Source organism: Mycobacterium sp. FW102-FHT13B02 (assembly GCF_058790275.1).
In genome coordinates, this window is sequence record NZ_JBYTCM010000002.1 from 343,120 (window position 1) to 366,066 (window position 22,947).

Genomic DNA, 22,947 nt, shown 5'->3' on the forward strand with positions numbered 1-22,947 from the left:
ACCGTGTCATATTTGCTCCCGTCGTGTTGTACACCTGTCCAGGTAATGGCCACTTTGACGTTGCCGCCGACTGCGACAAGGCGCACCTCGCTAGGGCAGATCGAGGCAATGCCGTTATCGTGTGAACAATGACGACACAGACTTCAGTGCCGATGCCGCGCACCGCGGTGGTGCCGGCGGCTGGTCTGGGCACGCGTTTTCTGCCTGCCACCAAGACCGTCCCCAAAGAGTTGCTGCCGGTCGTCGACACCCCTGGCATCGAGCTGGTTGCTGCCGAAGCGGCTGACGCCGGTGGCGAGCGACTGGTGATCGTGACCTCGGAGGGCAAGGACGGCGTCGTTGCGCACTTCGTCGAGGACCTCATCTTGGAAGGAACGCTCGAGGCGCGCGGCAAGCACGTGATGCTCGAGAAGGTGCGGCGCGCGCCCGCGTTGATCAAGGTGGAGTCGGTCGTGCAGGCCGAACCGCTGGGCCTGGGGCACGCCGTCAGTTGCGTCGAGCCGGTGCTGTTGCCCGACGAAGACGCCATCGCGGTCTTGCTGCCCGACGACCTGGTGCTGCCGGCCGGCGTGCTGGTGACCATGGCGAAGGTGCGGGCCAAGCGTGGTGGCAGCGTGCTGTGCGCCATCGAGGTGCCACCGGACGAGATCAGCGCCTATGGCGTGTTCGACGTCGAGACGGTGCCCGATGCGGCCAATCCGAATGTGTTGCGCGTCAAGGGCATGGTGGAGAAGCCCAAGGCCGAGGATGCCCCGTCGCCGTACGCCGCGGCCGGCCGCTACATCTTGGACCGCGCGATCTTCGACGCGCTGCGGCGGGTGCAGAAGGGTGTCGGCGGCGAGATCCAGCTGACCGACGCCATCGCGCTGCTCATCGAGGACGGACACCCCGTACACGTGGTCGTGCACCGCGGGTCCCGACACGACCTGGGAAATCCCGGCGGCTACCTTAAAGCTGCGGTTGACTTTGCGTTGGAACGCGACGACTACGGCCCGGAATTGCGGCGTTGGTTGGTCGAGCGATTGGGTCTTGCCGAGCGCTGAGCGCCTGACACCGGCGGTACGGTTGGCCCGAACATGCGCGAGCATGTGGTCAGCCACGGTGTACGAGGTATGCAGAAAGGCGAGCTGTGCGTTCGGTTGAGGAACAGCAGGCCCGGGTTGCGGCTGCGGCGGTGGCACCGCGGCCGGTGCGGGTAGCGATTGCCGAAGCGCAGGGTCTGATGTGCGCCGAAGAGGTTGTCACCGAACGGCCGCTGCCCGGATTCGATCAGGCCGCCATCGATGGCTACGCCGTCCGCAGCGTCGACGTGATGGGCGCGGAGTCCGGCGGTGGCAGTGACGTCACCCTGCCCGTCGTCTCGACCATCGCCGCTGGTGAACGCACGCCCACCCGGTTGCAGCCGCGTCAGGCCGCGCGGGTCCAGACCGGTGCGCCCATGCCCACTCTTGCGGATGCGGTGCTGCCGCTGCGCTGGACCGACGGCGGCGAATCGCGGGTACGGGTCCTGCGCGGGGTGCGGTCCGGCGCCTACGTGCGTCGAACCGGGGATGACGTGCAGCCCGGCGACGTCGCGGTGCGTGCCGGAACCATCATCGGGCCGGCCCAGGTGGGACTGCTGGCGGCGGTGGGCCGCGAACGTGTGCTGGTGCACCCGCGGCCGCGGCTGACGATCATCTCCGTCGGCGGTGAGCTGGTCGACATCTCCCGGACGCCCGGCAACGGCCAGGTCTACGACGTGAACTCCTATGCGCTGGCCGCTGCCGGCCGCGACGCCGGCGCCGAGGTGAACCGGGTCGGCATCGTCGACGCCGACCCCAAGACCCTGCGCGACGTGGTCGAAGGCCAGTTGAATCGGTCGGAGATCGTGGTGATCGCGGGCGCTGTAGGTGGCGCGGCGGCCGAAGGTGTGCGCGCGGTGCTTGCCGAGCTGGGAGAGATGGAGGTCGCCCGGATCGCGATGCACCCCGGATCGGTGCAGGGTTTCGGGCAGCTCGGGCGCGACGGGGTGCCGGTCTTCCTGCTGCCGGCCAACCCGGTGAGCGCCCTCGTGGTTTTCGAGGTGATGGTGCGTCCGCTGATCCGGATGTCGCTGGGCAAGCGGCAGCCGATGCGGCGCGTGGTGCCGGCGCGCACGTTGTCGCCCATCTCATCGGTGGTGGGGCGCAAGGGATTTCTGCGTGGCCAGTTGATGCGCGACCAGGACACCGGCGAGTACCTGGTGCAGGCGCTGGGCGGTGCCCCAGGCGCGTCGCACCTGCTGGCCACCCTTGCCGAGGCGAACTGTCTGGTGATCGTGCCCACGGAGGCCGAGCAGATTCGTACCGGCGAATCGGTCGAGGTGGCCTTTCTTGCACAGCGCGGCTGATTCGTGAACTTGCTGCGTTCGAGTGCGATGCATCCGGGCTGGCCGTTGTCGGTCGGCCCGATCCGTGTGCGTGCCGGGGTGGTGCGGTTGCGGCCGGTGCGGTTGCGCGACGGCCCCGTGTGGAGCCGGATGCGGCTGACCGACCGGGCGCACCTGGAGCCCTGGGAGCCGGTCGGTGAGGTGGATTGGACTGCGCGCCATGCTGTTTCGTCGTGGCCGGCGCTGTGTTCGGGTTTGCGGTCGGAGGCCAGGCGTGGCCGCATGCTGCCCTATGTCATCGAGTTGGACGGTGAGTTCTGTGGGCAGTTGACCATCGGCAACGTGACGCATGGAGCGCTGCGGTCGGCGTGGATCGGCTACTGGGTGGCCCGGCAGTTCACCGGCGGCGGGATCGCGACGGCTGCGCTGGCGCTCGGCGTCGACCACGCCTTCGGTCCGGTCGGACTGCACCGGGTCGAGGCGACCGTCCGACCGGAAAATGGTCCGAGCCGGTCGGTGCTGGCCCGGGTGGGCTTCCGGGAGGAGGGCCTGCTGCGGCGCTACCTCGAAGTCGACGGCGCCTGGCGGGACCACCTGCTGGTGGCGATGACCGTGGAAGAGATGGCCCAGTCCGCGTCATCGGCGCTGGTCAGGGACGGTCGAGCTACCTGGGTCTGAGCAATTTGGGTATGCGGCGCGGGGAAATGTGCGCAAATCGCAAATAAGACTGTGTTGCAGATGTGACATCTGTGACTGATGTGCTTGTAAGTAATGAATTACAGGTGTGTAATTGACCCTGGCGCGTCGGCTTCGGATGCGCTGGTCACAGACCTAATCTGATGGGGAAAGGAGCCGGCGACATGCCAAGCATCCCCCAATCCCTGCTGTGGATATCCCTCGTTGTGTTGTGGTTGTTCGTGCTGGTGCCGATGTTGATCAGCAAGCGCGAGAACGTCCGCCGGACGAGCGATGTCGCATTGGCGACCCGTGTGCTCAACACGCAGGGCAACAGCCGGTTGCGACGGCGCAGTGGGCCCGCCGCCGGTCATCACAGCGATCCGCACTGGAAACAGGACGAAGACTTCACCGCGTTCGAAGAAGACTTGGCGCGCAGCGACGCGACCACCGACTCGATCCCGGTCGCCGACCCCGAGGCGGATTCGCCGCGTTCGGTGGTGCTGGCCGGCCAGGTCGTCGTCGAAGAATCGGAGTACCTCGACGTCGAGGTCGTCGAGATGGATTCCGGAGCGTTGCCGATTGGGGCATCGGGTCGGATGAAAGCCGTTCCTGAGCCGGAAAACCTCGAGCAGCCAACGCTTTTCGATGACGTCGCCACGCCGACCATGGCGATCCGGACCATCTCGGAGGTCGACTTCGGGCCCGAGGAAGCGCTCACCGACGAGATGGCCGCGGCGGACGCAGACGAGCCCGAAGCCGGGCCCGAAACCGAGGTCGAGCCGACCACCGACGTCCACGAGGCCGTCGCGGCTGACGAGGCCGTGGAGGAACAGGCTGACGAGGCCGTGGACGAACAGTCCGAAGCCGAAGTTGAAGCCGCGGCCGAGGCAGGGGCTCAGGCGGAAGCCGAGGACGGCACAGAGCACGACTACGAGTACGTCGACGACACCTCGGGTGTCGAGGCGGTATCGGAGGACGAGCCGAAGCTGGCCGACTCGATGTCGACGGCGCGACGCAGCCGCTACGAGTCGAAGGCCGCCGTCGCGGCTGCCGAGCGCAAATACCGCTTCCGCAGCCGCATGCTCTCCGGTATGGCCGTGGCCATCCTGGTCACCGGCGTTGTGGCCTTCTCGATGGCGTCGAGCATGTGGTGGTGGTTCTGCGGCATGGTCAGCGCGGCCTCCGTGCTGTACCTGGCCTACCTGCGCCGTCAGACCCGGATCGAAGAGCAGCTGCGGCGCCGGCGCGCCCAGCGGATGATGCGGTCCCGGCATGGCGTCGAGAACACCCAGGACGAGGAATTCGACGTCGTCCCTTCTCGCTTGCGGCGTCCGGGCGCCGCGGTGCTGGACATCGATGACGAGGATCCGATCTTCGAACACCTGGAATACACCCGGATGTCCAGGGACTATGACCTGCCCCGGGCGTCTGGTCAGTAGCTGATTTTCGGGTTGCAGACCAGTGCTGGTAGCCTTTGCTTCCGGTACAAGGGGCTATAGCGCAGTTGGTAGCGCGTCTCGTTCGCATCGAGAAGGTCAGGGGTTCGATTCCCCTTAGCTCCACAGAGATTGAGCAGGTCAGGCTGACGGGGATTCGCCCAGGCCCAACATCGCGGACGGGCCGGCGAACCGCCTCACAAGTTCGTATTCAGACCTTTTGTCTTTGAGCGGCCAGTACCACAGCGCCAACGTGATCCGGATCAGCCAGTGCGCGGCGAGCGGGTCGTGGCGCCCGAGCATTTCCTCGGCGAACGTGGCGACCAGCGGTGAGGTGGTCACCGTTCCCCCGTCGTGATTGGGACGGATGTCGCCCATGATCAACTTGCCCAGCGGTTCGGCCCGCATGCAGTCCAACGCGACCATGATGGCGGTCACCACGCGCTCGGTACCCTCCAGGCCCGCAACGGCATGTCGGATGGAGCTGAGGATTTGTTCGGCGAAAACCGATACAAGGCGCTCCAGGATCGCGGCCTTACCTCCGGCCCGGCGATAAACGGTAGCCGGGGAACAGTGCAGTTCGGTGGCAACGGATTCGATGGTGAATGCTTCGAACCCGTTGCGGGACACGAGTTCTGAGGCTGCGGCCAGGATTCGGTCAAGGGCTTCGGCATTGCGGTCCGCGCCCAGTACCCAGTCATGTCGAGGCATATCGCGTGGACCTCCTCCGGGATAGAAGCTAAATTCGTTCTATCACCTTGAGACGTTTTCGGGTTCTTTTCTCACGCATATCGCCTGGTCGGAATGGGATCTTCCGCCGCGACCACAGGCCCAGCCGGTGCTGCGCGTTTCAACTTCGGTGCGATCCGTTGACGGTGCCGATGGCTCGGCCGGACGCTGATGAGGTGCCCACCACGACCATCGCTCAGGCATCGCGCGGCGCCGCCTCGGCGCTGTCCCCACTGATCGCCGCCGGCCGACTGAACGTCTCCGCAGCCGTGCGTGCCCGTTGTCTGGGCTATCGCGCCTGGACTGGCGCGATCAACACCGACTACGACCCGCTGGACCCGGGCACTGCCGCACACCCCTACAGCGCGTATGCCGCGCTGCATCGGGGCGGCCGGGTGCACTACAGCCCCAGGCGGTCCACGTGGATTCTGCACCGGCTCGACGATGTTCGGGCCGCCTTGCGGGACACCGATGAAGTCACGAGCAGCCAAGGGGTGACCCGGATTCAGATGGTTGCCGACCTTGTCGTGGTGACCGACGACGATCTGCACAGCCGCCTGCGCAAGCAGGTGCAACCCGCGTTCACGAAAGGGGCCCTGGACGGTTGGCGCGCCACGATCGACGGGCTCGCCGCTGAACTCGTCGACGACCTCATCGCCAACCCCGGTGCGGACGCCGTGCAGCGACTGACGGTCCCACTGCCGCTACGGGTCATTGCCGCGATCGTTGGCGTCCCCGATCGCGATATCGCCGACTTTCGCCGGTGGTCAGACGAAAGCACTCGACTGATCAACTTCACGCCAACCGTGCCGGGTCTGATCGGCACCGCGAAATCCATGCGCGCTGCGATGGCGTTGCGCCGCTACTTCTTGCGGCATCTGGAGGACGGAGAACTCAAGGGCTCCGATACCGTCCTCGGGCGACTGGTTCAACACAGCGCGGATGGTGCGTTGACCGATGAGGCGCTGTTCCAGATCGCCATCCTGCTCTTGATCGCCGGCAACGAAACCACCACGAACCTTCTCGGCGGCATGCTCGACACGTACGCGAACAATCCGGACCAGTACGACACCATCCGGGCGAATCCGGACCTCATCCCGCAGGCCATCGAAGAGCACGTCCGGTATACCAGTCCTATTCAGAATCTCTACCGCTACACCCGTGCGCCTTACCGGGTCGGAGAGGTGACCATTCCGACGGGTTCTCGCGTCCTGCTGTCCTTCGGCGCCGCGAACCGTGATCCGCTCGCATTCGATGATCCCAACTCTTTTTGCGCGGAACGGAATCCACGTACGCACGTCGGTTTCGGCTTCGGCGCGCACCTCTGCCTGGGCGCGCCGTTGGCACGGATGGAGGCACAGGCGGTTCTGCGCGAGCTCGTTTCCCGAGTCTCACGAATTTCGGCGACCGGGCCGACGACGTGGTCGACCAACAGTTCACTGCGTGGGCCGACGCGCCTCCCGGTCGTCCTGCACGCCTGACAAGTGGGATTGTCTGCTCACCTCGGGCGCACCTGCTGCGTCGTCGGGCGTCCACGAGTCAGGACGTCGTGACGACCTCTGACAGGCCGCCTTGAGAGATCACATTCGTGCGTGCTCGCGCAGTACCGCCAGCTTCTCGCGGTACTCCGCCTCCGTGATGTCACCCTGCGCGAACCGCACGGCGAGTACCTGGCGTGCGTCGGGTTCGGTGGGGGCGGGGATGCGGTTCCTTTGATCGCCACCGGCGACCCGGATCAGCGCGACGATGCCGCCGAGCACCAGCGCCCAGAAAAGGAACATGCCAACGGCCATCCCGGCGTAGCCCCAGCCACCCATGTTGTGGCCATACCAGAACATCATGATGCGCCGCTCCTTCCGCTGCTACGACTATCGTCCGGCCTCCCGCCGGCTCCCGCTGGTGCCAAAGGGACAGAGGCGATGGGACTTTCGGCACAAGCGGGCGGTGGCGTCGCCGGCGGCAACCCGAGTCGTGGTCGACGGGTTGTCAGGCTCAGGCCATCGTCAGGGCCAGGACGACGCCGAAGACCACGGCCGGCGGCGTCATGCCGGCGAGAAACCGCAGCCCGAACCGGCGACCACCGGCGGTGAACGCCAGCACCGTCTTGACGATCAAGTTGGAGCCGAGCGCGGCTGCCACCGCGACCAGTGCGGTGTCGACGGAGATGGCACCCTTCGCGGCGAGGCTGGCCGCGGCGACAGCGCCCGCGTGCGCATCGGCCAGGCCCGCGGCGAAGGCGGCGAGCACGGTGCCCTCGGTGCCGAGCACGTCGGCGCCCCACCGTCCGACCAGCAGGGCCAGGGTCAGCACTGCGGCCAGGATGAGCGCCGGCCGCAGGGTGAACGGTCGATTTGGGGGCGCCGGCTCAGCGTTTTCGCTTGGGGCAGCGGCGTTCTCAGCGGGTCGGCCGGCTCCCCGGTAGACGAGGGCGGCAATACCGATCAGCACGACGGCACCGGCAGCCACGGGCGGCCAGAGCCGGCGCAGCACGTCGGCGTCGACGACTCCGATCACGATGAGGAGCTGCACAAAGGTGGCCAAGCTGGCCAGCAGGGCGCTGGCCAGGGGCGCCCGCAAGCTCGCTGTCGTTCGGCTGAGCCGGCCCATGGACGCCGTTGTCGCGCTCGCAGAGACGAAGCCGCCCGCGATGCCGGTGACGAGTACGCCGCGTTCTGGCCCGAGAGCTCGCACACCGATGTACCCCACCCAACCGATGCCGGTGAGCAGGACAACGAGAAGCCAGATCTTCGCCGGGTTGAGAACGCCGTACGGTCCGAGTCCGCGGTCGGGCAGCAGCGGCAGGATCACGAAGGCGACGACGAGAAACTTGATGGCGTCTTCCAGCTCGACCTCGGTGACGATGTCGCGGGCGAACTGGTGGATGCGGGTTTTCGACACGAGCAGGCCGGCTACGACGACGGCGAGGGCGACTGCCAGCGCGGGCCGGGAATAGGCCAGGGCGCCAAGGAGATACGCGACGAGCGCGGCCGTCGCCGTGGTGGTTCCGGGGTCTTCCTGGCTGGTTCGGAAGTAAGCGAGCGCGACCAGCGTGCCGACGCCGAGGAATACCGTGACGATGGCCCATTGGCCGAAACCTGCCGCGACCGCCCCAGCCAGCGACAGCAGGGCAAACGAGCGCGACCCGGCAGGCAGTTTGCGGGAATGACTGCGTTCGCGCTCCAAACCGAGCAGCAGCCCGATGGCAAGTGCTACGAGGAAGGGCTCGATCTGCTGCCAGGTCACTTCGGCTCCTGCGGCTAGCGCGCGGACGGGAACTGGGGCGTGCGCTTCTCGCGCAGCGCGGTGTACCCCTCGACCACATCCGGCCCGAGGAAGGTCAACATCTCGTAGGCCGCGGACTGATCGAAGATGGGGCCGGCATTGCGAAGCCAGTTGTTGAGCGCCCGTTTGGTCAGCCGGATCGCCTGCTGGGCACCTGTGGCGAGCACGTCGGCAACCCGAAGTGCTTCGTCCAGAACCTCTTCGCGGGGCAGGGCTTTGGCGACCATACCGATGCGCTCGGCCTCGACGCCGCCGATCATCTCACCCGTCATGAGGTAATACTTGGCCTTCGCGGTCCCGGCCAGCAACGGCCAGATGATCGCGGCGTGGTCGCCCGCGGCCACGCCGAGTTTGACGTGGCCGTCGCCGATCTTGGCGTCCTCGGCGATGATGGCGACATCGGCCAGCAATGCGGCCACAGCGCCGGCGCCGACCGCGACGCCGTTGATCGCGGACACGATCGGTTTGTCGCAGTTGATCATGTTGTAGACCAGGTCGCTCATCTCGCCGAGCATGTGCGAGACGCGGTCATAGTCACCGGCCATGCGCTCGACCATGGCCAGGTCCCCGCCGGCGCTGAATGCCTTTCCCGCACCGGTGATCACGGCCACCCGGGTCTCCGGATCGGCCGCGACGTCCTTCCAGATGTTGGCCAGTTCGGCGTGCATGCCCTCGTCGGCGGCGTTGTACTTCTCGGGCCGGTCGAGGGTGATCAGCAGGACGCCGTTGTCGCGGCGAGTCAACGTCAGCTGCTGATAGTCGGTGAATGCCACCTGACGAAGCTTACGATGACCGGCGACCGGCCGTGGTTCAGACCGCTCGACTGGCGGTCTCAGGTGGCTGGGCTGCCCGGGACCAAGCCAGCGGATTCAGACTCCGATACGGATCACCGGACCTGATCTCCTGTAAATCGGCCAGGATCTGTTCCAGCGCTTGCTGAGTCGCCGACTTGACTGTTTCCACCCACCGGGTGTGGTCGGTGGTGCCGTTTGGTGCCGTCGTGCTGATCGGCTTGCCGAACTCGAGGTACATGCGCTGCGGGCGCGGAATCAGCGTCGGACCGATGCCGCGCACCAGGGGCATCGCCATGTCGGTACGCCCACCGAACCGCTCGCCGATGGACTGGCTCAGGCGGCCCAGCGCGCTGTCGCGTTCGAAGAGTGGTTCGTAGACGTCGTCGCTGCCGACCAGGCCGACCGGCACGATCGGATACCCGCTTTCGATGGCCACGCGGGCGAAACCGCTGCGGCCTTCCCATTTCAGCTGGTATTCCTCGCCCTTGAACTTGGGCATCTCGCGCCCGCCGCCGGGGAATACCAGCACAGTCTCATTGTGCCGCATGAGTTCTCGTGCGGTGTCGGGGTGGCCGACCACGCCGCCGAACGCTGCCACCAGGTCGCCGCCAAAGCCCTTGGCCTGTGCCAGGCCCCGTTCTGCAAGTGGGCGCACCTGCACGCCGAGTTCGCGACGGGTGTAATACGGCATCAGCAGTATCTCGGCGAAGCCGAACGCCGTGTGATTGCCGACCAGAAGGAAGCGGCCGTCGCGGGGCAGGCGGTCGAGGCCGGTCACGTAGGGCCGATATAGGTCGATCACCGGTTCGAGTGCATCCCCCGTGGCGTCCAACATATTTCGTAGTGTGCGGACGCGTTGCGGTGGGTCCATGATGGCGGCAATCTCGTCGTCGGTGACGGTCGGCCGGCCCTGTGGCGGTCCGAATCCCATCGTGGCTCCCATCGGTGTCGCGGTGATGTCACCAAGGTACCGACAGATTTGCTAGATCAGCTAATAAAAACCTGTGAACTTCGCAAGGCGGCGCGTTCCTTCGGTGTGGTCGCGCCCCAGATACCGTAGGGCTCATCGGCTTCCATGGCGTGGCCGAGGCATTCGCGCAGTACCGGGCAATGGTGGCAGATCTGTTTGGCATGTTCTTCGTGGGCGACTCGCCGGGCGCCGCGGTCGTCGTCGCCGGTATAGAACACCTCGGCCGGCAGTCCGCGGCAGCGGGCGTGCAACTGCCAATCCCAGGCAGCGGTGGTGGCCGCGCCCCGCGTGTGGCACCCGGGGCGCGGCCGGGGGCGGGCGTTGCGAGAAGGGGATGCGAATGTCTCGCGGGGGCAAGGGGATACCCGCGACAAGATCATCGACCGTACTTGCGATTGAACTTCTCGACGCGGCCCGCGGTGTCCATGATCTGCCGCTTGCCGGTCCACACCGGGTGCGAGTCCGAGGTGACGTCGACGACGATCAGGGGGTAGGTGTGAACGCCGTCCGCGGTCTGCCAGTCGATGGTTCGGGAGCTGGTGGCGGTGGATCGGGTGAGGAACGTGCGTCCGGTGGTGGCGTCCTGGAAGACCACGGGGTGGTAGTCGGGGTGAATGCCGGCCTTCATGGGAACCTCCATCGACTCTGTGAAAATCGTTTTCATTAAGGCGAGGCCGACGATACCTGACCGGCCGTGCCTTGTCGAAAATGGTTTCCGATAAGCGGCAGCTCGCTCTCAGCCGACGTCGCTACTGTCGGTACACCCGGCTCCTGACGACGAGGACATGGATGACGCGGCTCTGGTCTGTGTTGGCGGTGCTGCTGTGCGTGGTGGCGCTGAATGCGGGCTGTTCGGCCCAATCGACTGGGCCGTCGAACGGGCCTGCTCAACCGCCCATGCCACCCATGGGCTGGAACTCGTGGAACTCGGGCGTCGCACTCACCGAGACCAACATCAAGGCCGTCATCGACGCCATGGTGTCCTCGGGCATGCGCGACGCGGGCTACCGCTACGTCAATCTCGATGCCGGTTGGGCGGCGCCGCAACGCACGGCCGACGGCGAATTGCGTGCAGATCCAGCACGTTTCCCGGACGGCATGGCCGCTTTGGCCACGTATGCACACGATCGCGGCATGCTGCTGGGCCTGTACGCGAGTCCGTTCGACCAAGGGTGCAGCGCCCAACCGGCGTTGGCGGCTGTCGGCCATGAAACCCAGGATGCGAAAGACTACGCGGACTGGGGCGTCGACATGCTCAAGTACGACTGGTGCCGCAACGAGGCTGACCACAAGCATCAGGTGCAGGTGTTCAGCGCCATGCGCGACGCGCTGCGTGCGTCAGGTCGGCACATCGTCTACAGCATCAACCCCAACAGTTCCGACGACCAGACCGCGGGCATCCGCTATGACTGGTCGGACATTGCCGACATGGCCCGCGCCACCAACGATCTGGTGCCTGTCTGGCATGACCAGCTGCCGCAGCTGGGGCCACTGGACCCGTTCGCCGGTCACGTCTACCTGGGTGTGCCCGACGAATTCGCCGCTGCGGCAAAGGCTCTCGCCCCCAGTAAACAGGGGTACTGGGTCGACGCCGATATGCTGGTCGCTGGCATCGGCTGGAACGAGTGGGTCGCCGAGCATCTGAAGTCGGTCCGCGACCAGCTCACTGTCGGTGCGCCTGCCGACGCGGTGCGGCAGTTCGCGACGGCCTCCGATGATCAACTTCTGCACCTGATGACCGACCGGCAACGCAATCTGACGGCCGACGAGCAGCGTGCCCACCTGGCATTGTGGTCGATGTTGTCCGCACCGTTGATCGCCGGCAACGACGTGCGCACGATGAGTAACGACACCCGCGACCTGCTGACCAACCGGGACGTCATCGCCATCGACCAGGATTCGCTGACCGCGCCCATGCATCCGCTGGCGACGGACCCGCGGGTACAGCTGAAATGGCTGTCGGACGGCGCCATGGCGGTGGCGATGTTCAACGCCACCGACAAGCCTGTCGCCATTGCAACGACCGCCGCGGCCGCGGGATTACCCGCCGAGCGCTGCTACACGGTCCGCGATACCTGGTCACACAAAGACGCCACCAGCACCGGGGCGATCGACAGCGGAACCGTTGCCCCACATGCGGTTACGCTGCTGCGCGTCACTCCTCGGTGTCATTGACTTCGGCGACTTCTGGCGGTCGGATCACCGCCCAGCCAATGAATACTGCTGACACGGCAAGCAATACGAGACCCACCCACCAGTTGGCGTCGGTGCCGGCGTAGAGCTGCACGGTATCGGTGTTGGCGGCACCGGCATGTGCACCGAGAATCGACGGGAAGAACCCCGCGACAGTGAGCAGCAGTCCGTAAATCCCCAGCAGAGCGCCGACGATGACGCGGACGTCGAACAGATACTTCAGCATCAGCACCCCTAGCGGATCGCGACGTCGAGGATGATCACCGCGGCCAGCATCGCGCCGGCCAGTGGAACGGGCTTGAGGTACCAGGCCTTCCCGGCATCCTCTGGATCGCGGAGCAGTGACACCCGCGTCTCGGAGTAGACCAGCCCAGCCAGCTCGGCGCGGGGTTTGGCGGCGGTTACCAGGCTGATGCCGACGCTGACGGCGATGTCGACGATGAACGCGGCGGTTGCGGCAAGGAAGGGCATGCCCTGCCCCGGCAGGTCGATCACCCCCGCCTTGGAGAAGGCGAAAACAGTGATCGCAGAGAGGGTTCCGGCCACCAAGCCGGTCCAGCCGGCGGCGGCGGTCATCCGGCGCCAGAACATACCCAGGACGAACGTGGCAAACAGCGGCGCGTTGAAGAAGCCGAACAGCGTCTGCAGATAGTCCATCAGATTCGAGTAGCCCGATGCGATCACCGCGGTGAACACTGCCAAGACCGTGGCTGCGACCGTCGCGTAGCGGCCCACCGTGATGTAGTAGCCGTCGGGTTTGTCCCTGACCACGTACTGCTGCCAGATGTCGTAGCTGAACACGGTGTTGAACGCCGAGATGTTCGCCGCCATGCCGGCCATGAACGAGGCGATCAACCCGGTCACTGCGACGCCGAGCAGCCCGCCCGGCAGGATGTCGCGGATCATCAGCAGCATGGCGTCGTTGTAGGTCACCTGACCGCTGCCAGTCGATTTCAGGTGGATCATGTCGCCGATCGCTGCGGCGCTGATCATTCCGGGTACGACGACGACGAACGGGATCAGCATCTTCGGGAAAGCGCCGATGATCGGGGAACGGCGCGCGGCTGACATGGAACTCGAAGCCATGGCGCGCTGCACCTCGACGAAATTGGTGGTCCAGTATCCGAACGACAGCACGAACCCGAGCCCGAAGACAATGCCGATGACCGACCACACCGGGCTGCCGAAGCCGCTGAGTGCCTGGCCCGGCCAGGTGTTGAGCTGCTCGTGCACCGTGGCGGTGACGGTCCCATCCGCCCTGACGGTGTTGATTACCTTGGCCTTCAAACCATTCCAGCCGCCGATCTTGATCAACCCGAAGACGGTCAGCGGAACCAGCGCGGCCAGGATGACGAAGAACTGCAGCACCTCGTTGTATATCGCCGCCGATAGCCCGCCAAGGGCCGTGTAGGTCAACACGATTGCCGCCGCCACGATCAGCGATATCCAGTGCGACCAGCCCAGCAGCGCGTTGATCACGGTGGCGAGCAGGAACAGGTTGACCCCGGCGATAAGTACCTGTGCCACTGCGAAGCTCACCGCGTTGACCAGGTGGGCGCCTGGGCCGAAACGCCGGCGCATGAACTCCGGCACGCTCCGCACCCCGGAGCCGTAATAGAACGGCATCATCACGACGCCGAGGAACAGCATCGCAGGGACGGCGCCGATCCAGTAGTAGTGCATCGTGGCGAGGCCGATCTGTGCGCCGTTGGCAGACATCCCCATGATCTCGACCGCGCCAAGGTTCGCGGACACGAAGGCGATGCCGGTCACCCAGGCGGGCAGCCGGCGGCCTGAGAGGAAGAAGTCCAGGCTCGAGGTGATCTGGCTGCGTGCCAGATAGCCGATGCCGAGAACAAAGACGAAATAGATGGCGACGATCGCGTAGTCCAGGGCACTGACATGCAATCGCAAAAGCAGCCTCCTTCGTGCTCGTGTGAAGCCGAAGTCCCAAGTGGGGCGACGGTAACAGCGCAGGCTGTGAGCGAGCCCAGAAAATGCGGCTAGTGTTCGAACGTGCCTAGTCAGGACAACGTGACGCACAGGATGCTCGCCGATGGCCGCGACATCTGGTTCTTCGACTTGGCCGGACACCGATCCGATCCGGTGCCCGACAGGCGCTCGTTACCCGAGCGCGGAGCCGGTGCGTCCGAGCTGCGGTTCGACCGGAGCACCGGACAGTGGGTGATCATCGCGGCACTGCGTCAGGAGCGCACCCACAAACCCGCGGCAGATCAATGTCCGCTGTGCCCGGGGCCGACGGGACTGGCCAGTGAGGTCCCGGCCGCGGACTACGACGTCGTGGTGTTCGAGAACCGCTTCCCGAGCCTGTCACGGCATCCCGGGTTCGAATTGCCTCAAGCCGCTGAGCAGTTCGATTTGTTCATCGCCGCACCGGGTCACGGACGGTGCGAAGTGGTGTGCTTTTCGAGCGACCACGACATTTCTTTCGCGCAACTGCCGGTCGAGCAGGCCAGACTGGTCGTCGATGTATGGCGGCACCGCACCGCCGATCTGATGGCTAGGCCGGGTATCGAGCAGGTCTTCTGTTTCGAGAACCGGGGTGAGGACATGGGGGTGACGCTGACGCACCCGCACGGCCAGATCTACGGCTACCCGTTCCTGACTCCGCGCGCCACGGTGATGCTGCAACAGGCGGATGCGCACCGTAAAACGCACGGCACCAACCTGTTCGCTGCGCTGCTCGCGGCGGAAGTCGATGATGGCCGTCGGGTGATCGCCGGCAATGACCATTTCACGGCCTTTGTCCCGTTCGCGGCGCGCTGGCCGGTGGAGGTGCACATCTACCCGAATCGGTTCGTGCCCAACATCGTTGCTCTCGATGATGCCGAGGTCGATGCGCTGACCGAGTTGTATCGCGATGTCCTGCAACGCTTCGACCGGCTGTACGACAAGCCGCTGCCGTACATTTCGGCGCTGCACCAATACAACGGACGGGATGCTCAGCAAGAGGGCTACTTCCACATCGAACTGATGTCCGTCCGCCGCGCCGCCAACAAACTGAAATACCTGGCGGGCTCCGAATCGGCGATGGACGCCTTCATCGGTGATGTTTCCCCGGAGGACGCGGCCGCCCGACTGCGCGCGGTCGGACGATGACGGGGCCGGTCGTCTTCTCCGCCCCCGGCCGCGTCAACCTGATCGGGGAACATACCGACTACAACCTCGGTTTCGCGCTGCCGATCGCGCTACCGCAGCGCACCGTCGTCACATTCAGCGCGGACGCCGGCACCACGCTGTCGGTGTCGAGCGCGTGTCATGGCACCGCTCGAATTGCGTTGGACACCAAGCCGGGAGAGGTTGCCGGCTGGGCCGCATACGTCGCGGGCATCATGTGGTCGCTACGGCGGCAGGGGTACGCAGTGCCCGGCGGCACGATGACGATCGCGAGTGACGTGCCGGTTGGGTCGGGCCTATCGTCGAGCGCGGCGCTGGAATGCGCCGTGCTGGGAGCTCTGCTCGAGGCAGCGGGTATATCGTTGCCGCGCATCGACCAGGCGCGCATCGCACAGCATGCGGAGAACGAATACGTGGGTGTGCCAACGGGTCTGCTCGATCAACTGGCATCGATGTGCGGGACAGTCGGCGCCGCGGTGTTGATCGATTTTCGGGAGACCACGGTGCGGCCTGTGAAGTTCATGCCCGAAGAATCGGGTATCGCCTTGCTGCTCATCGACTCTCGGACCAGACATCAGCATGCCGGCGGCGAGTACGGTCAGCGCCGGGCTTCGTGCGAACGTGCGGCCGCAGCCCTGGGGTTGGGCTCACTGCGCGAGGTACGCGACGTGGCAGACCTTGCCGCGGTGGTCGATTCGGTAGACGCCCGACGGGCCCGCCACGTGGTGACCGAGAACAGGCGGGTGCTCGACTTCGTGGACGCGATCGAGCGCGGCGACTATCTGTTGGCCGGGCACCTTGTCAACGCGTCGCAGGAGTCGATGCGGGACGACTTCGAGATCACCACCGCGCCGATCGAACTGATCGCCGAGTCTGCGGTGCGAGCGGGCGCGCTGGGCGCCAGGATGACGGGAGGCGGCTTCGGCGGCTGCGTGATCGCGCTGGTTCCCACCGACCGTGTGGAAGCCGTCGCGGCTGCCGTACGTGATCATGCGCGCATCGCCGGGCACGCTGAGCCTCAGGTCACCCGCACCCACGCCGCAGGCGGGGCCGGCCCGAACTGACCGGACCGACCTCGTCGCACGTGGCGCCGTCCGCCGGTAACGTTTCCTTCCGTGCCGGAATCGACGACGGATGAACTGGCTTCGTTGGGGTTCTTCGCGAGTTGTCGCCGGGAGGACCTCGACCGGCTCGCTCCCTTGCTGCGTCCCCTGACGGCCGAACCGGGCAGGGTACTGATGACGCAGGGCGAAGTTGCGTCGTCGTTCATCCTGATCAGCGCCGGCAGCGCACGGGTGACGCATGCCGCCCCCGACGGTGAGCTCATCGTTCACAACATCGGCCCGGGTCTGATCGTCGGCGAGATCGCGCTGCTGCGGGGCGGCACCCGCAATGCCACGGTGCTGGTCACCGAACCGCTGGCGGGGTGGGTCGGCGGGCACGACGCTCTGACCGCCATGCTCGACGTGCCCTGCATGGCCGAGCGGTTGGTGCGCACGGCGCGGCAACGGCTCGCGGAGTTCATCACGCCGCTTCCGGTGAAGCTGAGCGACGGCAGCCAGATGTACCTAAGGCCCGTCCTGCCGGGTGACAACCCGCGCGTACGTCAGGGGCCCGTCCGGTTTTCGACCGAGACCATCTACCGCCGGTTCCAGACGGCTTACCAGCCCAGCCCGGCACTGATGGCGTACCTGTTCGAGGTCGACTACGTGGACCACTTCGTCTGGGTGCTGACCGACGGTGTGGACGGACCCGACGGGCCCATGGTTGCCGACGCGAGATTCGTTCGGCTGCACGAGAATCCGACGGTTGCCGAGGTGGCTTTCATGGTGGGTGACGACTATCAGGGTCGGGGTATCGGCACCTTCCTGATGGATGCGCTGGTGCCCGCCGCCCGGAGCTCCGGCATCGAGCGGTTCGCAGCGCGGGTGTTGTCCGACAACTTCCCGATGCGCAAGATCCTCGAGCACTACGGCGCCACCTGGGAGCGCGACGACCGCAACATGATCGTCACCGAGTTCGACGTCCCGAAACCCGGGCAATTGTCGTTGTCGCGCAAGCAGTATCGGGACATCTACACACTGGCGCAAAGAGTGATCAAGGCGGTCGGCTGATGACGGATTCGCTGTACTCCGGGCGGCCGCTGCTGAACAAGGACACCGCGGTATGCATCTCGCTGGCCGCCCGGCCCAGCAATATCGGTACCCGCTTTCACAACTACCTCTACAACGAGCTGGGCCTGGATTTCATCTACAAAGCCTTCACGACGACGGACATCGTCGCCGCGATCGGTGGGGTCCGGGCCCTGGGTATCCGCGGCTGCTCGGTGTCCATGCCGTTCAAGGAGGACGTCATCGCGCTGGTCGATGAGCTGCAAGAGTCTGCGCGCGTGATCAATTCGGTCAATACCATTGTCAACGACGCGGGACGGCTCACCGCCTGCAACACCGACTACCTGGCGATCGCCCGGCTCATCGACGAACATGGCCTGGACCCTGCCGCGTCGTTGCTCATCCGCGGTAGTGGCGGAATGGCCAGCGCGGTGGCAGCGGCCTTCCGGGACAAAGGATTCGAGACGGGCACCATCGTGGCCCGCAATCCGGAGACCGGCGGCCGGCTGGCTGATCGCCTCGGGTACCGCTACGCGGCCGACGCCGCAGGCGGCGCGGACATCGTCGTCAACGTCACCCCGATCGGCATGGCCGGCGGCGCTGAAGCCGGCGATCTGTCCTTCGAACCCGACGTTATCGCCAAGGCACACACCGTGTTCGATGTCGTGGCGCTGCCGTCGGAGACCCCACTGGTGCGCACGGCCCGCGCGGCCGGGATTCCTGTGATCACGGGCGCCGAGGTGATCGCTCTGCAAGCCGCCGAACAGTTCGAGCGCTACACCGGGGTGCGGCCGACCGCCGCACAGGTGGCCGCGGCGTCAGCGTTCTCCCGCGCCTGAATCGCGGCGCCTGGCCTCAGGGCGCGGTGATGGTCAGCGACTTGTCGATCGCCGCGGTCGCGTCCATCAGCGGCCCGATCGTGTCCTTGGTGCCGCTGGCGTTGATCTGCAACACGATCACGCCGTCCTTGGTCGGGATGGCCGCCGTCTTCTGGGCCATCAACCGATCTTTGCCGTCCTGGTTGTACATGCCGCCGACCTGACACGCCTTGAACCCGCCGAGCTTGGCGTTGCAGTTGGTGCCGGCGTCCTGCCAGTTGTGTAGGTTCTGCAGCTCGCCGGGTGCGTATTGCAGTACCTCATCGGCATTACCACCGGGCAACTTCGAGACGAGAACGATGATGGTCGGCGGGTCGGCCTTCATGGACGGGTCATCGAATTTGCTTGCGCTCCACGCATCTTTCGGGGTCAGCGCGCCGGCGTCCACCCAGCCTTGGGGGAGCGGCATATTCAGTGTCGGGGCCCCGGCATCGCCCGGATGCAACTGCTGCTCGGTGATGTTCTTCTCGCGCAGGTAGTCCCGGATGGTCTTCTTCGGCGCCGCGGGGGCGGCGGGGGCCGACGAGGTTGGCGCCGCCGCGGCACTGGTGCTCGAGGCGCTGCTGGAAGCGGACGTCGACGACGCCGGTTTCGAGCCCGAGTTGCATGCACTCGCGCCCAGCGCGCTCACGGTCACGGCCAGCGCAAGGCCGGCAACCCTCATCGGCAACATTTCTGTCTCCTGTCGTCGGATGCAGACTACGGGGCGGAGGTGGGCGGTGGCGTGAGGTTTCGTCCCTGCGCGGCTTCCGCAAAAGAGGTTCCGGCGTGGCGTCGGGTATTGGCCGCGGTCGGCGGGTTTGCCGTGCTATCAACAGCAAATGCGCGCACTCGCGTGGTCGACAGCGGTTCTGCTGTGCGCTGCGTGCGGGTCGACCACCGAAGCCGCGAGGCCGACCACCACTGCGGCCGCCAAGCCCGCCGACCCCGCCGCGATCGGCCGGATGCGCCAACAGTTGCCCAAAGAATTGCAGAGCTACGAGTTCGGCCCGTTGCCCGCGCCGGCCGTGCCGACGACCTTCTGGGGCATGCCGTCCGAGTCGGCTGCGGACCCGCCGGACTGCGCAGCACTGGTGGCAGCGCCTGCCGACGGTGTGCGCGGCTGGTCGGCATCGGGGCCGGGCGGCATCGTGTACGCGACCGCGGCGCCCGGCGGCGCCCCCGCGCCCGAGGTGGCCCGCGACTGTTCCAGCTGGACACTGAGCGCGGGCCGGGCCAGGGCGGCCGTCGACGCCGTCGACGCGCCCAGGATCGCCGAAGCCCGCACGCTGGGCATGACGGCCCACATCACCACCAGTGTCGAGAACGGCGCGCAAACCCATTCGCAGGCAACGACTCTGATCGCCTACGTCGATACGCTGGCGGTTTCGGTCACCATGGTGATCGATCCCGGGGCCGTCGCGCCGCCCCTGCCGGCGGATCTCCCCGCGACTTTGTTGGCGGCAGCAGTGCGGTCGGTGCAGGGCATCCCGGCCGCGGACGGGTTGGCCCGGTAGATTCGCCACAATGCGCAGAACGGTGCTCGCGGTGGCCTCCGCCGGTCTGGTGGCGGCATGCACGACTCATGCCCAGGTGGTCGCTGACCCCGACATCACGAAGATCCTTGACCTGAAGGGCACTTTCGGGCCGGACTACCAGGTCAAGACGGTCGCGCCGACGGGTATCGACCCCCGCGCGTTCGCCCCGCAGATATTGCCGCCGGGCCTGAAGTTCGAGCCACCGGACTGCGCGAAGTTCGCCTCCGGCATGGCCGTCCCCCCCGGTGCCAAGGGCAACATGACCGCTGTCACGGCCGAAGGTCAGGGCAACCGGTTCGTCATCCTCGCGGTCGAGACGTCCGAGCCCATCGCGCCCGCCGATCCGGGTGCCGCCTGCAAGAAAGTCGCCTTCTCCGGCACCGGCGTGCGGGGGTTGGTCGAAGAGGTACCCGCGCCGACCATCGACGGCGTGAAAACGCTGGGCACCCACCGCTTCCTCGAGACGGTGGCCGGTGGCAAGCCGGCCTCGGGCCAGCTCTACAACTATGTCGCCGGTTTCGGCAGGTTCCTCGTGATCGTCACGGCCAACTCGCTCGTCGCGCCGGACAAGCCCGTCGTGCCGGTGAATACGCAGAAGGCGACGGAGCTGCTCACCAAGTCGGTCGCGAGTGTGCGGGGCCAGTAGCTAGCGCACGTTGCGTGGCCGGAACTGGATGCTGATCCGCGGCCCCGTGGGGCGGGCGGTCTTCGGCACCGCGTGCTCCCAGGTGCGCTGGCATGACCCGCCCATCACCAACAGGTCGCCGTGGTCCTGCGGCAGCCGAATGCTGGTGCGCCGTCCGCCGGAGGTGGACCGTGACTCGCGACCGTCGGGCGTCGTCGCCCGCGGGCGCAGCGCGAAAACCCTTGTTGCGCCGAGACTGAGCACCGCGACCATGGTGTCCTCTGTGCTGCTGCGGCCGATGGTGTCGCCGTGCCAGGCGACGCTGTCCGCGCCGTCGCGATAGAGGCACAGGCCCACGGTGGTGAACGGCTCGCCGAGTTCGTGGGCGTAGGCGTCGTTGAGCCGCACCCGCAGGCGCGCGAGGCCGGGATGCGGTGCCCGTTCCCGGGCCAGGTCGTGGAAGCTGACCAGACGCGGTACGTCGAGCACCTTGTCGTACATCTGGCGCTGTTCGGCGCGCCAGGGAATCGCGGTCAGCAGCTCGTCGAACAGGCTGTCGGCGCCCGTCAGCCAGCCGGCACGGACGTCGACCCAGGCGCCGTCGCCGAGCCACCGCCGTTCGGCATGGTCGAACAGCGAACCCTGAACCGCCAAGGACACCCTGCGATCTTATCGCACAGGCGTTCGATGTGCTGGAACCCTGTGCAGGCTCAACGCCAGGAGGGCAGCACGATCTCCATGTTCCAGGTGGACGGCGAGATCGGCAGCCCCGTCAGGATCGGGTACATCCAGGCGAAGTTGGTGATCACCAGCGCGACGTAGAAGCACACGACCAGCAGCCCGAGCGTTCGTCGTTCCGGTTCCGTCGATCTGGGATACAGGATGTCGCCGAGGATCAGCGTGATCAGGATGATCAGGAACGGTGCCATGGGCGTCGCGTAGAAGAAGTACATCTGCCGGTCGATGTCCGCGAACCACGGCAGGTAGCCCGCGGCATAGCCGGTGAGCGCGGCGGCGTACCGCCAGTCGCGTCTGACGAACGTCCGCCACGCGGCCCAGGCCAGCACCGGCACCGCGATGAACCACATGGCCGGCGTCCCCGCCAGCATCACGGCCTTGACGCACGACTGCGCACCGCAGCCCGGCACGTTGGTGTTGTCGATGGCGTAGAGCACCGGCCGCAGCGACATCGGCCACGTCCACGGTTTGGACTCCCACGGGTGATGGTTGCCCGCGGCGTTGGTCAGCCCGGAATGGAAGCGGTAGACGTCGTGGGTGTAGTACCAGAGTGAGCGCAGCGCCGCGAATCGTCCGTCACCGATGTTCCGGCCTTCCATGTGCCGGTCGATCGCGGTTTCCGACGCGAACCACGGCGCATACGACGCCAGATAGATCCCGACCGGGATGAGCGTCAGCGCCCACATCCCCGGCAGGACGTCGCGCCGCAGCGTGCCCAGCCACGGCCGCTGTACGCGATACGCGCGCCGGGCCGAGATGTCGAAAGCGACGGTCATCAAGCCGAAGAACACCATGTAGTAGAGGCCCGACCACTTCACCGCCAGCGCGAGACCCAGCAGCACACCGGCGCCGAACCGCCACCACCGCACGCCGAGGCGCGGACCCCACACGGTCTCGGCGATCCGGCCCTCGGTCATCGCGACGTGCATGCGGGCGCGCACCTCGTCGCGGTCCACGATGAGCGCGCCGAACGCCGCCACGATGAACACCGCCTGATAGACGTCCAGTAGCGCCGTGCGGGCCGAGACGAAGCTGACGCCGTCGGCGATGACCAGCAGCCCGGCGATGCCGCCCAGCAGCGTCGAGCGCGTCATGCGCCGCACGATCCGTGCCACGAGCAGGACCAGGATGACGCCGCACACCGCACCGGAGAACCGCCAGCCGACGCCGTTGTAGCCGAAAATCCACTCGCCGATGGCCATCAGCTGTTTGGCGACAGGGGGATGCACCACGAGGCCGTAGCCGGGGTTGTCCTCGACGCCGTGGTTGTGCAGCACCTGCCAGGCCTGTGGCGCGTAGTGCTTCTCGTCGAAGATCGGGGTGCCCGCATCGGTCGGCGAGCCCAGGTTCAGGAACCGGGTGATCGCGGCCAGCGCGGTGATCAGCGCGGTCATGGTCCAGCCGCGCAGCCGGTCGGTGGGGCCGAAATCGGCGGCGGGGGTCAGCGGTGCCGGACTGATCACGGGCACCTCACGCTCGGCGTCGGAGGCGTCGAGCGCGGGAGCGGTCAC

The 22,947-nt window shown here is 66.5% G+C and carries 24 protein-coding genes and 1 tRNA gene; 13 read left to right on the forward strand and 12 right to left on the reverse strand.

Annotated elements, in window-relative coordinates; all coding sequences use genetic code 11:
• The first annotated feature begins 128 nt into the window (after positions 1-128).
• The 5 genes from AC3WTE_RS04540 (at position 129) to AC3WTE_RS04560 (ending at position 4,587) form a co-directional block, all read left to right on the forward strand.
• The gene (locus tag AC3WTE_RS04540; protein WP_492435976.1) at positions 129-1,043 is read left to right on the forward strand and encodes a UTP--glucose-1-phosphate uridylyltransferase; all 915 of its coding nucleotides are present in this window, start codon (positions 129-131) and stop codon (positions 1,041-1,043) included.
• 86 nt (positions 1,044-1,129) lie between these two features.
• Positions 1,130-2,368, forward strand: coding sequence for a molybdotransferase-like divisome protein Glp (gene glp, locus AC3WTE_RS04545; RefSeq protein WP_492435977.1), 1,239 nt, complete (start codon positions 1,130-1,132; stop codon positions 2,366-2,368).
• A gap of 3 nt (positions 2,369-2,371) precedes the next feature.
• Positions 2,372-3,025: a GNAT family N-acetyltransferase gene (locus tag AC3WTE_RS04550; protein WP_492435978.1), complete on the forward strand. Its 654-nt coding sequence runs from the start codon at positions 2,372-2,374 to the stop codon at positions 3,023-3,025.
• Positions 3,026-3,207: 182 nt separating this feature from the next.
• Positions 3,208-4,464 carry a divisome protein SepX/GlpR gene (sepX, locus tag AC3WTE_RS04555; RefSeq protein WP_492435979.1) on the forward strand — a complete coding sequence of 419 codons (1,257 nt, stop codon included), beginning with the start codon at positions 3,208-3,210 and terminating at the stop codon, positions 4,462-4,464.
• Positions 4,465-4,514: 50 nt separating this feature from the next.
• Positions 4,515-4,587, forward strand: a tRNA-Ala gene (locus AC3WTE_RS04560).
• A 15-nt stretch (positions 4,588-4,602) separates the two neighbouring features.
• Here AC3WTE_RS04560 and AC3WTE_RS04565 read toward each other — a convergent pair.
• Positions 4,603-5,172, reverse strand: a complete 570-nt coding sequence (locus AC3WTE_RS04565) for a TetR/AcrR family transcriptional regulator (RefSeq protein WP_492435980.1) — start codon at positions 5,170-5,172, stop codon at positions 4,603-4,605.
• Between the two features lie 170 nt (positions 5,173-5,342).
• Between AC3WTE_RS04565 and AC3WTE_RS04570 the strand changes: the two genes are divergently transcribed.
• The gene (locus AC3WTE_RS04570) at positions 5,343-6,671 is read left to right on the forward strand and encodes a cytochrome P450 (protein ID WP_492435981.1); all 1,329 of its coding nucleotides are present in this window, start codon (positions 5,343-5,345) and stop codon (positions 6,669-6,671) included.
• Positions 6,672-6,770: 99 nt separating this feature from the next.
• Here the strand turns inward: AC3WTE_RS04570 and AC3WTE_RS04575 are convergent, their stop codons facing one another.
• The 6 genes from AC3WTE_RS04575 to AC3WTE_RS04600 form a co-directional block, all read right to left on the reverse strand.
• Positions 6,771-7,031 carry an SHOCT domain-containing protein gene (locus AC3WTE_RS04575; protein WP_492435983.1) on the reverse strand — a complete coding sequence of 87 codons (261 nt, stop codon included), beginning with the start codon at positions 7,029-7,031 and terminating at the stop codon, positions 6,771-6,773.
• A gap of 151 nt (positions 7,032-7,182) precedes the next feature.
• Positions 7,183-8,433: an MgtC/SapB family protein gene (locus tag AC3WTE_RS04580; RefSeq protein WP_492435984.1), complete on the reverse strand. Its 1,251-nt coding sequence runs from the start codon at positions 8,431-8,433 to the stop codon at positions 7,183-7,185.
• Positions 8,434-8,447: 14 nt separating this feature from the next.
• A complete protein-coding gene (locus tag AC3WTE_RS04585) occupies positions 8,448-9,245 on the reverse strand; it encodes an enoyl-CoA hydratase/isomerase family protein (protein WP_492435986.1) in 798 nt (265 codons plus the stop codon).
• Positions 9,246-9,282: 37 nt separating this feature from the next.
• The gene (locus AC3WTE_RS04590) at positions 9,283-10,197 is read right to left on the reverse strand and encodes a lysophospholipid acyltransferase family protein (protein ID WP_492435988.1); all 915 of its coding nucleotides are present in this window, start codon (positions 10,195-10,197) and stop codon (positions 9,283-9,285) included.
• Between the two features lie 56 nt (positions 10,198-10,253).
• Positions 10,254-10,487, reverse strand: a complete 234-nt coding sequence (locus tag AC3WTE_RS04595) for a WhiB family transcriptional regulator (protein WP_492435990.1) — start codon at positions 10,485-10,487, stop codon at positions 10,254-10,256.
• Positions 10,488-10,612: 125 nt separating this feature from the next.
• Positions 10,613-10,864 carry a type B 50S ribosomal protein L31 gene (locus AC3WTE_RS04600; protein ID WP_492435992.1) on the reverse strand — a complete coding sequence of 84 codons (252 nt, stop codon included), beginning with the start codon at positions 10,862-10,864 and terminating at the stop codon, positions 10,613-10,615.
• A 161-nt stretch (positions 10,865-11,025) separates the two neighbouring features.
• Here AC3WTE_RS04600 and AC3WTE_RS04605 point away from each other — a divergent pair, with 161 nt between their 5' ends.
• Entirely contained in the window at positions 11,026-12,411 is a 1,386-nt protein-coding gene (locus AC3WTE_RS04605) for a glycoside hydrolase family 27 protein (protein WP_492435993.1), read from the forward strand.
• Here the strand turns inward: AC3WTE_RS04605 and AC3WTE_RS04610 are convergent.
• Positions 12,392-12,655, reverse strand: coding sequence for a hypothetical protein (locus tag AC3WTE_RS04610; RefSeq protein ID WP_492435995.1), 264 nt, complete (start codon positions 12,653-12,655; stop codon positions 12,392-12,394). The two genes, AC3WTE_RS04605 and AC3WTE_RS04610, sit on opposite strands and share 20 nt — an antisense overlap.
• A gap of 8 nt (positions 12,656-12,663) precedes the next feature.
• Complete coding sequence (locus AC3WTE_RS04615; RefSeq protein WP_492436293.1) at positions 12,664-14,349, reverse strand: sodium:solute symporter family protein; 1,686 nt, start codon at positions 14,347-14,349, stop codon at positions 12,664-12,666.
• Positions 14,350-14,475: 126 nt separating this feature from the next.
• On the opposite strand from AC3WTE_RS04615, the gene galT reads away from it, so the two are divergent.
• The 4 genes from galT to AC3WTE_RS04635 are packed head-to-tail and all read left to right on the forward strand — an operon-like array spanning position 14,476 to position 18,517.
• Positions 14,476-15,549 carry a galactose-1-phosphate uridylyltransferase gene (gene galT / locus AC3WTE_RS04620; protein ID WP_492436294.1) on the forward strand — a complete coding sequence of 358 codons (1,074 nt, stop codon included), beginning with the start codon at positions 14,476-14,478 and terminating at the stop codon, positions 15,547-15,549.
• Positions 15,546-16,631, forward strand: a complete 1,086-nt coding sequence (locus AC3WTE_RS04625) for a galactokinase (protein WP_492435996.1) — start codon at positions 15,546-15,548, stop codon at positions 16,629-16,631. Before galT ends, AC3WTE_RS04625 begins: the two co-directional genes overlap by 4 nt.
• 51 nt (positions 16,632-16,682) lie before the next feature.
• Complete coding sequence (gene pat, locus AC3WTE_RS04630; RefSeq protein WP_492435998.1) at positions 16,683-17,681, forward strand: acetyltransferase Pat; 999 nt, start codon at positions 16,683-16,685, stop codon at positions 17,679-17,681.
• On the forward strand, positions 17,681-18,517 hold the full coding sequence (locus AC3WTE_RS04635) for a shikimate 5-dehydrogenase (protein WP_492435999.1): 837 nt from the start codon (positions 17,681-17,683) through the stop codon (positions 18,515-18,517). Before pat ends, AC3WTE_RS04635 begins: the two co-directional genes overlap by 1 nt.
• A gap of 16 nt (positions 18,518-18,533) precedes the next feature.
• Here AC3WTE_RS04635 and AC3WTE_RS04640 read toward each other — a convergent pair whose 3' ends face one another.
• Positions 18,534-19,229: an LpqN/LpqT family lipoprotein gene (locus AC3WTE_RS04640; protein ID WP_492436000.1), complete on the reverse strand. Its 696-nt coding sequence runs from the start codon at positions 19,227-19,229 to the stop codon at positions 18,534-18,536.
• A gap of 148 nt (positions 19,230-19,377) precedes the next feature.
• On the opposite strand from AC3WTE_RS04640, the gene AC3WTE_RS04645 reads away from it, so the two are divergent.
• Both AC3WTE_RS04645 and AC3WTE_RS04650 read left to right on the forward strand, forming a co-directional pair.
• Positions 19,378-20,052 carry a DUF5642 family protein gene (locus AC3WTE_RS04645; protein WP_492436001.1) on the forward strand — a complete coding sequence of 225 codons (675 nt, stop codon included), beginning with the start codon at positions 19,378-19,380 and terminating at the stop codon, positions 20,050-20,052.
• A 10-nt stretch (positions 20,053-20,062) separates the two neighbouring features.
• Positions 20,063-20,719, forward strand: a complete 657-nt coding sequence (locus AC3WTE_RS04650) for a DUF5642 family protein (RefSeq protein ID WP_492436002.1) — start codon at positions 20,063-20,065, stop codon at positions 20,717-20,719.
• On the opposite strand, the gene AC3WTE_RS04655 is transcribed toward AC3WTE_RS04650, so the two are convergent.
• Together AC3WTE_RS04655 and AC3WTE_RS04660 are read right to left on the reverse strand one after the other, a co-directional pair.
• Positions 20,720-21,358: an alpha-ketoglutarate-dependent dioxygenase AlkB gene (locus tag AC3WTE_RS04655; protein WP_492436004.1), complete on the reverse strand. Its 639-nt coding sequence runs from the start codon at positions 21,356-21,358 to the stop codon at positions 20,720-20,722.
• 50 nt (positions 21,359-21,408) lie between these two features.
• Positions 21,409-22,947 carry a dolichyl-phosphate-mannose--protein mannosyltransferase gene (locus AC3WTE_RS04660; protein ID WP_492436005.1) on the reverse strand — a complete coding sequence of 513 codons (1,539 nt, stop codon included), beginning with the start codon at positions 22,945-22,947 and terminating at the stop codon, positions 21,409-21,411.

Bases quoted from the DNA above. Each gene is read 5' to 3' on its own strand.
- AC3WTE_RS04540 (WP_492435976.1), top strand. From the start codon at position 129: ATGACGACACAGACTTCAGTGCCGATGCCGCGCACCGCGGTGGTGCCG.
- sepX (WP_492435979.1), top strand. From the start codon at position 3,208: ATGCCAAGCATCCCCCAATCCCTGCTGTGGATATCCCTCGTTGTGTTG.
- AC3WTE_RS04565 (WP_492435980.1), bottom strand. From the start codon at position 5,172: ATGCCTCGACATGACTGGGTACTGGGCGCGGACCGCAATGCCGAAGCC.
- AC3WTE_RS04570 (WP_492435981.1), top strand. From the start codon at position 5,343: ATGGCTCGGCCGGACGCTGATGAGGTGCCCACCACGACCATCGCTCAG.
- AC3WTE_RS04575 (WP_492435983.1), bottom strand. From the start codon at position 7,031: ATGATGTTCTGGTATGGCCACAACATGGGTGGCTGGGGCTACGCCGGG.
- AC3WTE_RS04590 (WP_492435988.1), bottom strand. From the start codon at position 10,197: ATGGGATTCGGACCGCCACAGGGCCGGCCGACCGTCACCGACGACGAG.
- AC3WTE_RS04600 (WP_492435992.1), bottom strand. From the start codon at position 10,864: ATGAAGGCCGGCATTCACCCCGACTACCACCCCGTGGTCTTCCAGGAC.
- AC3WTE_RS04605 (WP_492435993.1), top strand. From the start codon at position 11,026: ATGACGCGGCTCTGGTCTGTGTTGGCGGTGCTGCTGTGCGTGGTGGCG.
- AC3WTE_RS04610 (WP_492435995.1), bottom strand. From the start codon at position 12,655: ATGCTGAAGTATCTGTTCGACGTCCGCGTCATCGTCGGCGCTCTGCTG.
- galT (WP_492436294.1), top strand. From the start codon at position 14,476: ATGCTCGCCGATGGCCGCGACATCTGGTTCTTCGACTTGGCCGGACAC.
- AC3WTE_RS04625 (WP_492435996.1), top strand. From the start codon at position 15,546: ATGACGGGGCCGGTCGTCTTCTCCGCCCCCGGCCGCGTCAACCTGATC.
- AC3WTE_RS04635 (WP_492435999.1), top strand. From the start codon at position 17,681: ATGACGGATTCGCTGTACTCCGGGCGGCCGCTGCTGAACAAGGACACC.
- AC3WTE_RS04640 (WP_492436000.1), bottom strand. From the start codon at position 19,229: ATGTTGCCGATGAGGGTTGCCGGCCTTGCGCTGGCCGTGACCGTGAGC.
- AC3WTE_RS04645 (WP_492436001.1), top strand. From the start codon at position 19,378: ATGCGCGCACTCGCGTGGTCGACAGCGGTTCTGCTGTGCGCTGCGTGC.
- AC3WTE_RS04650 (WP_492436002.1), top strand. From the start codon at position 20,063: ATGCGCAGAACGGTGCTCGCGGTGGCCTCCGCCGGTCTGGTGGCGGCA.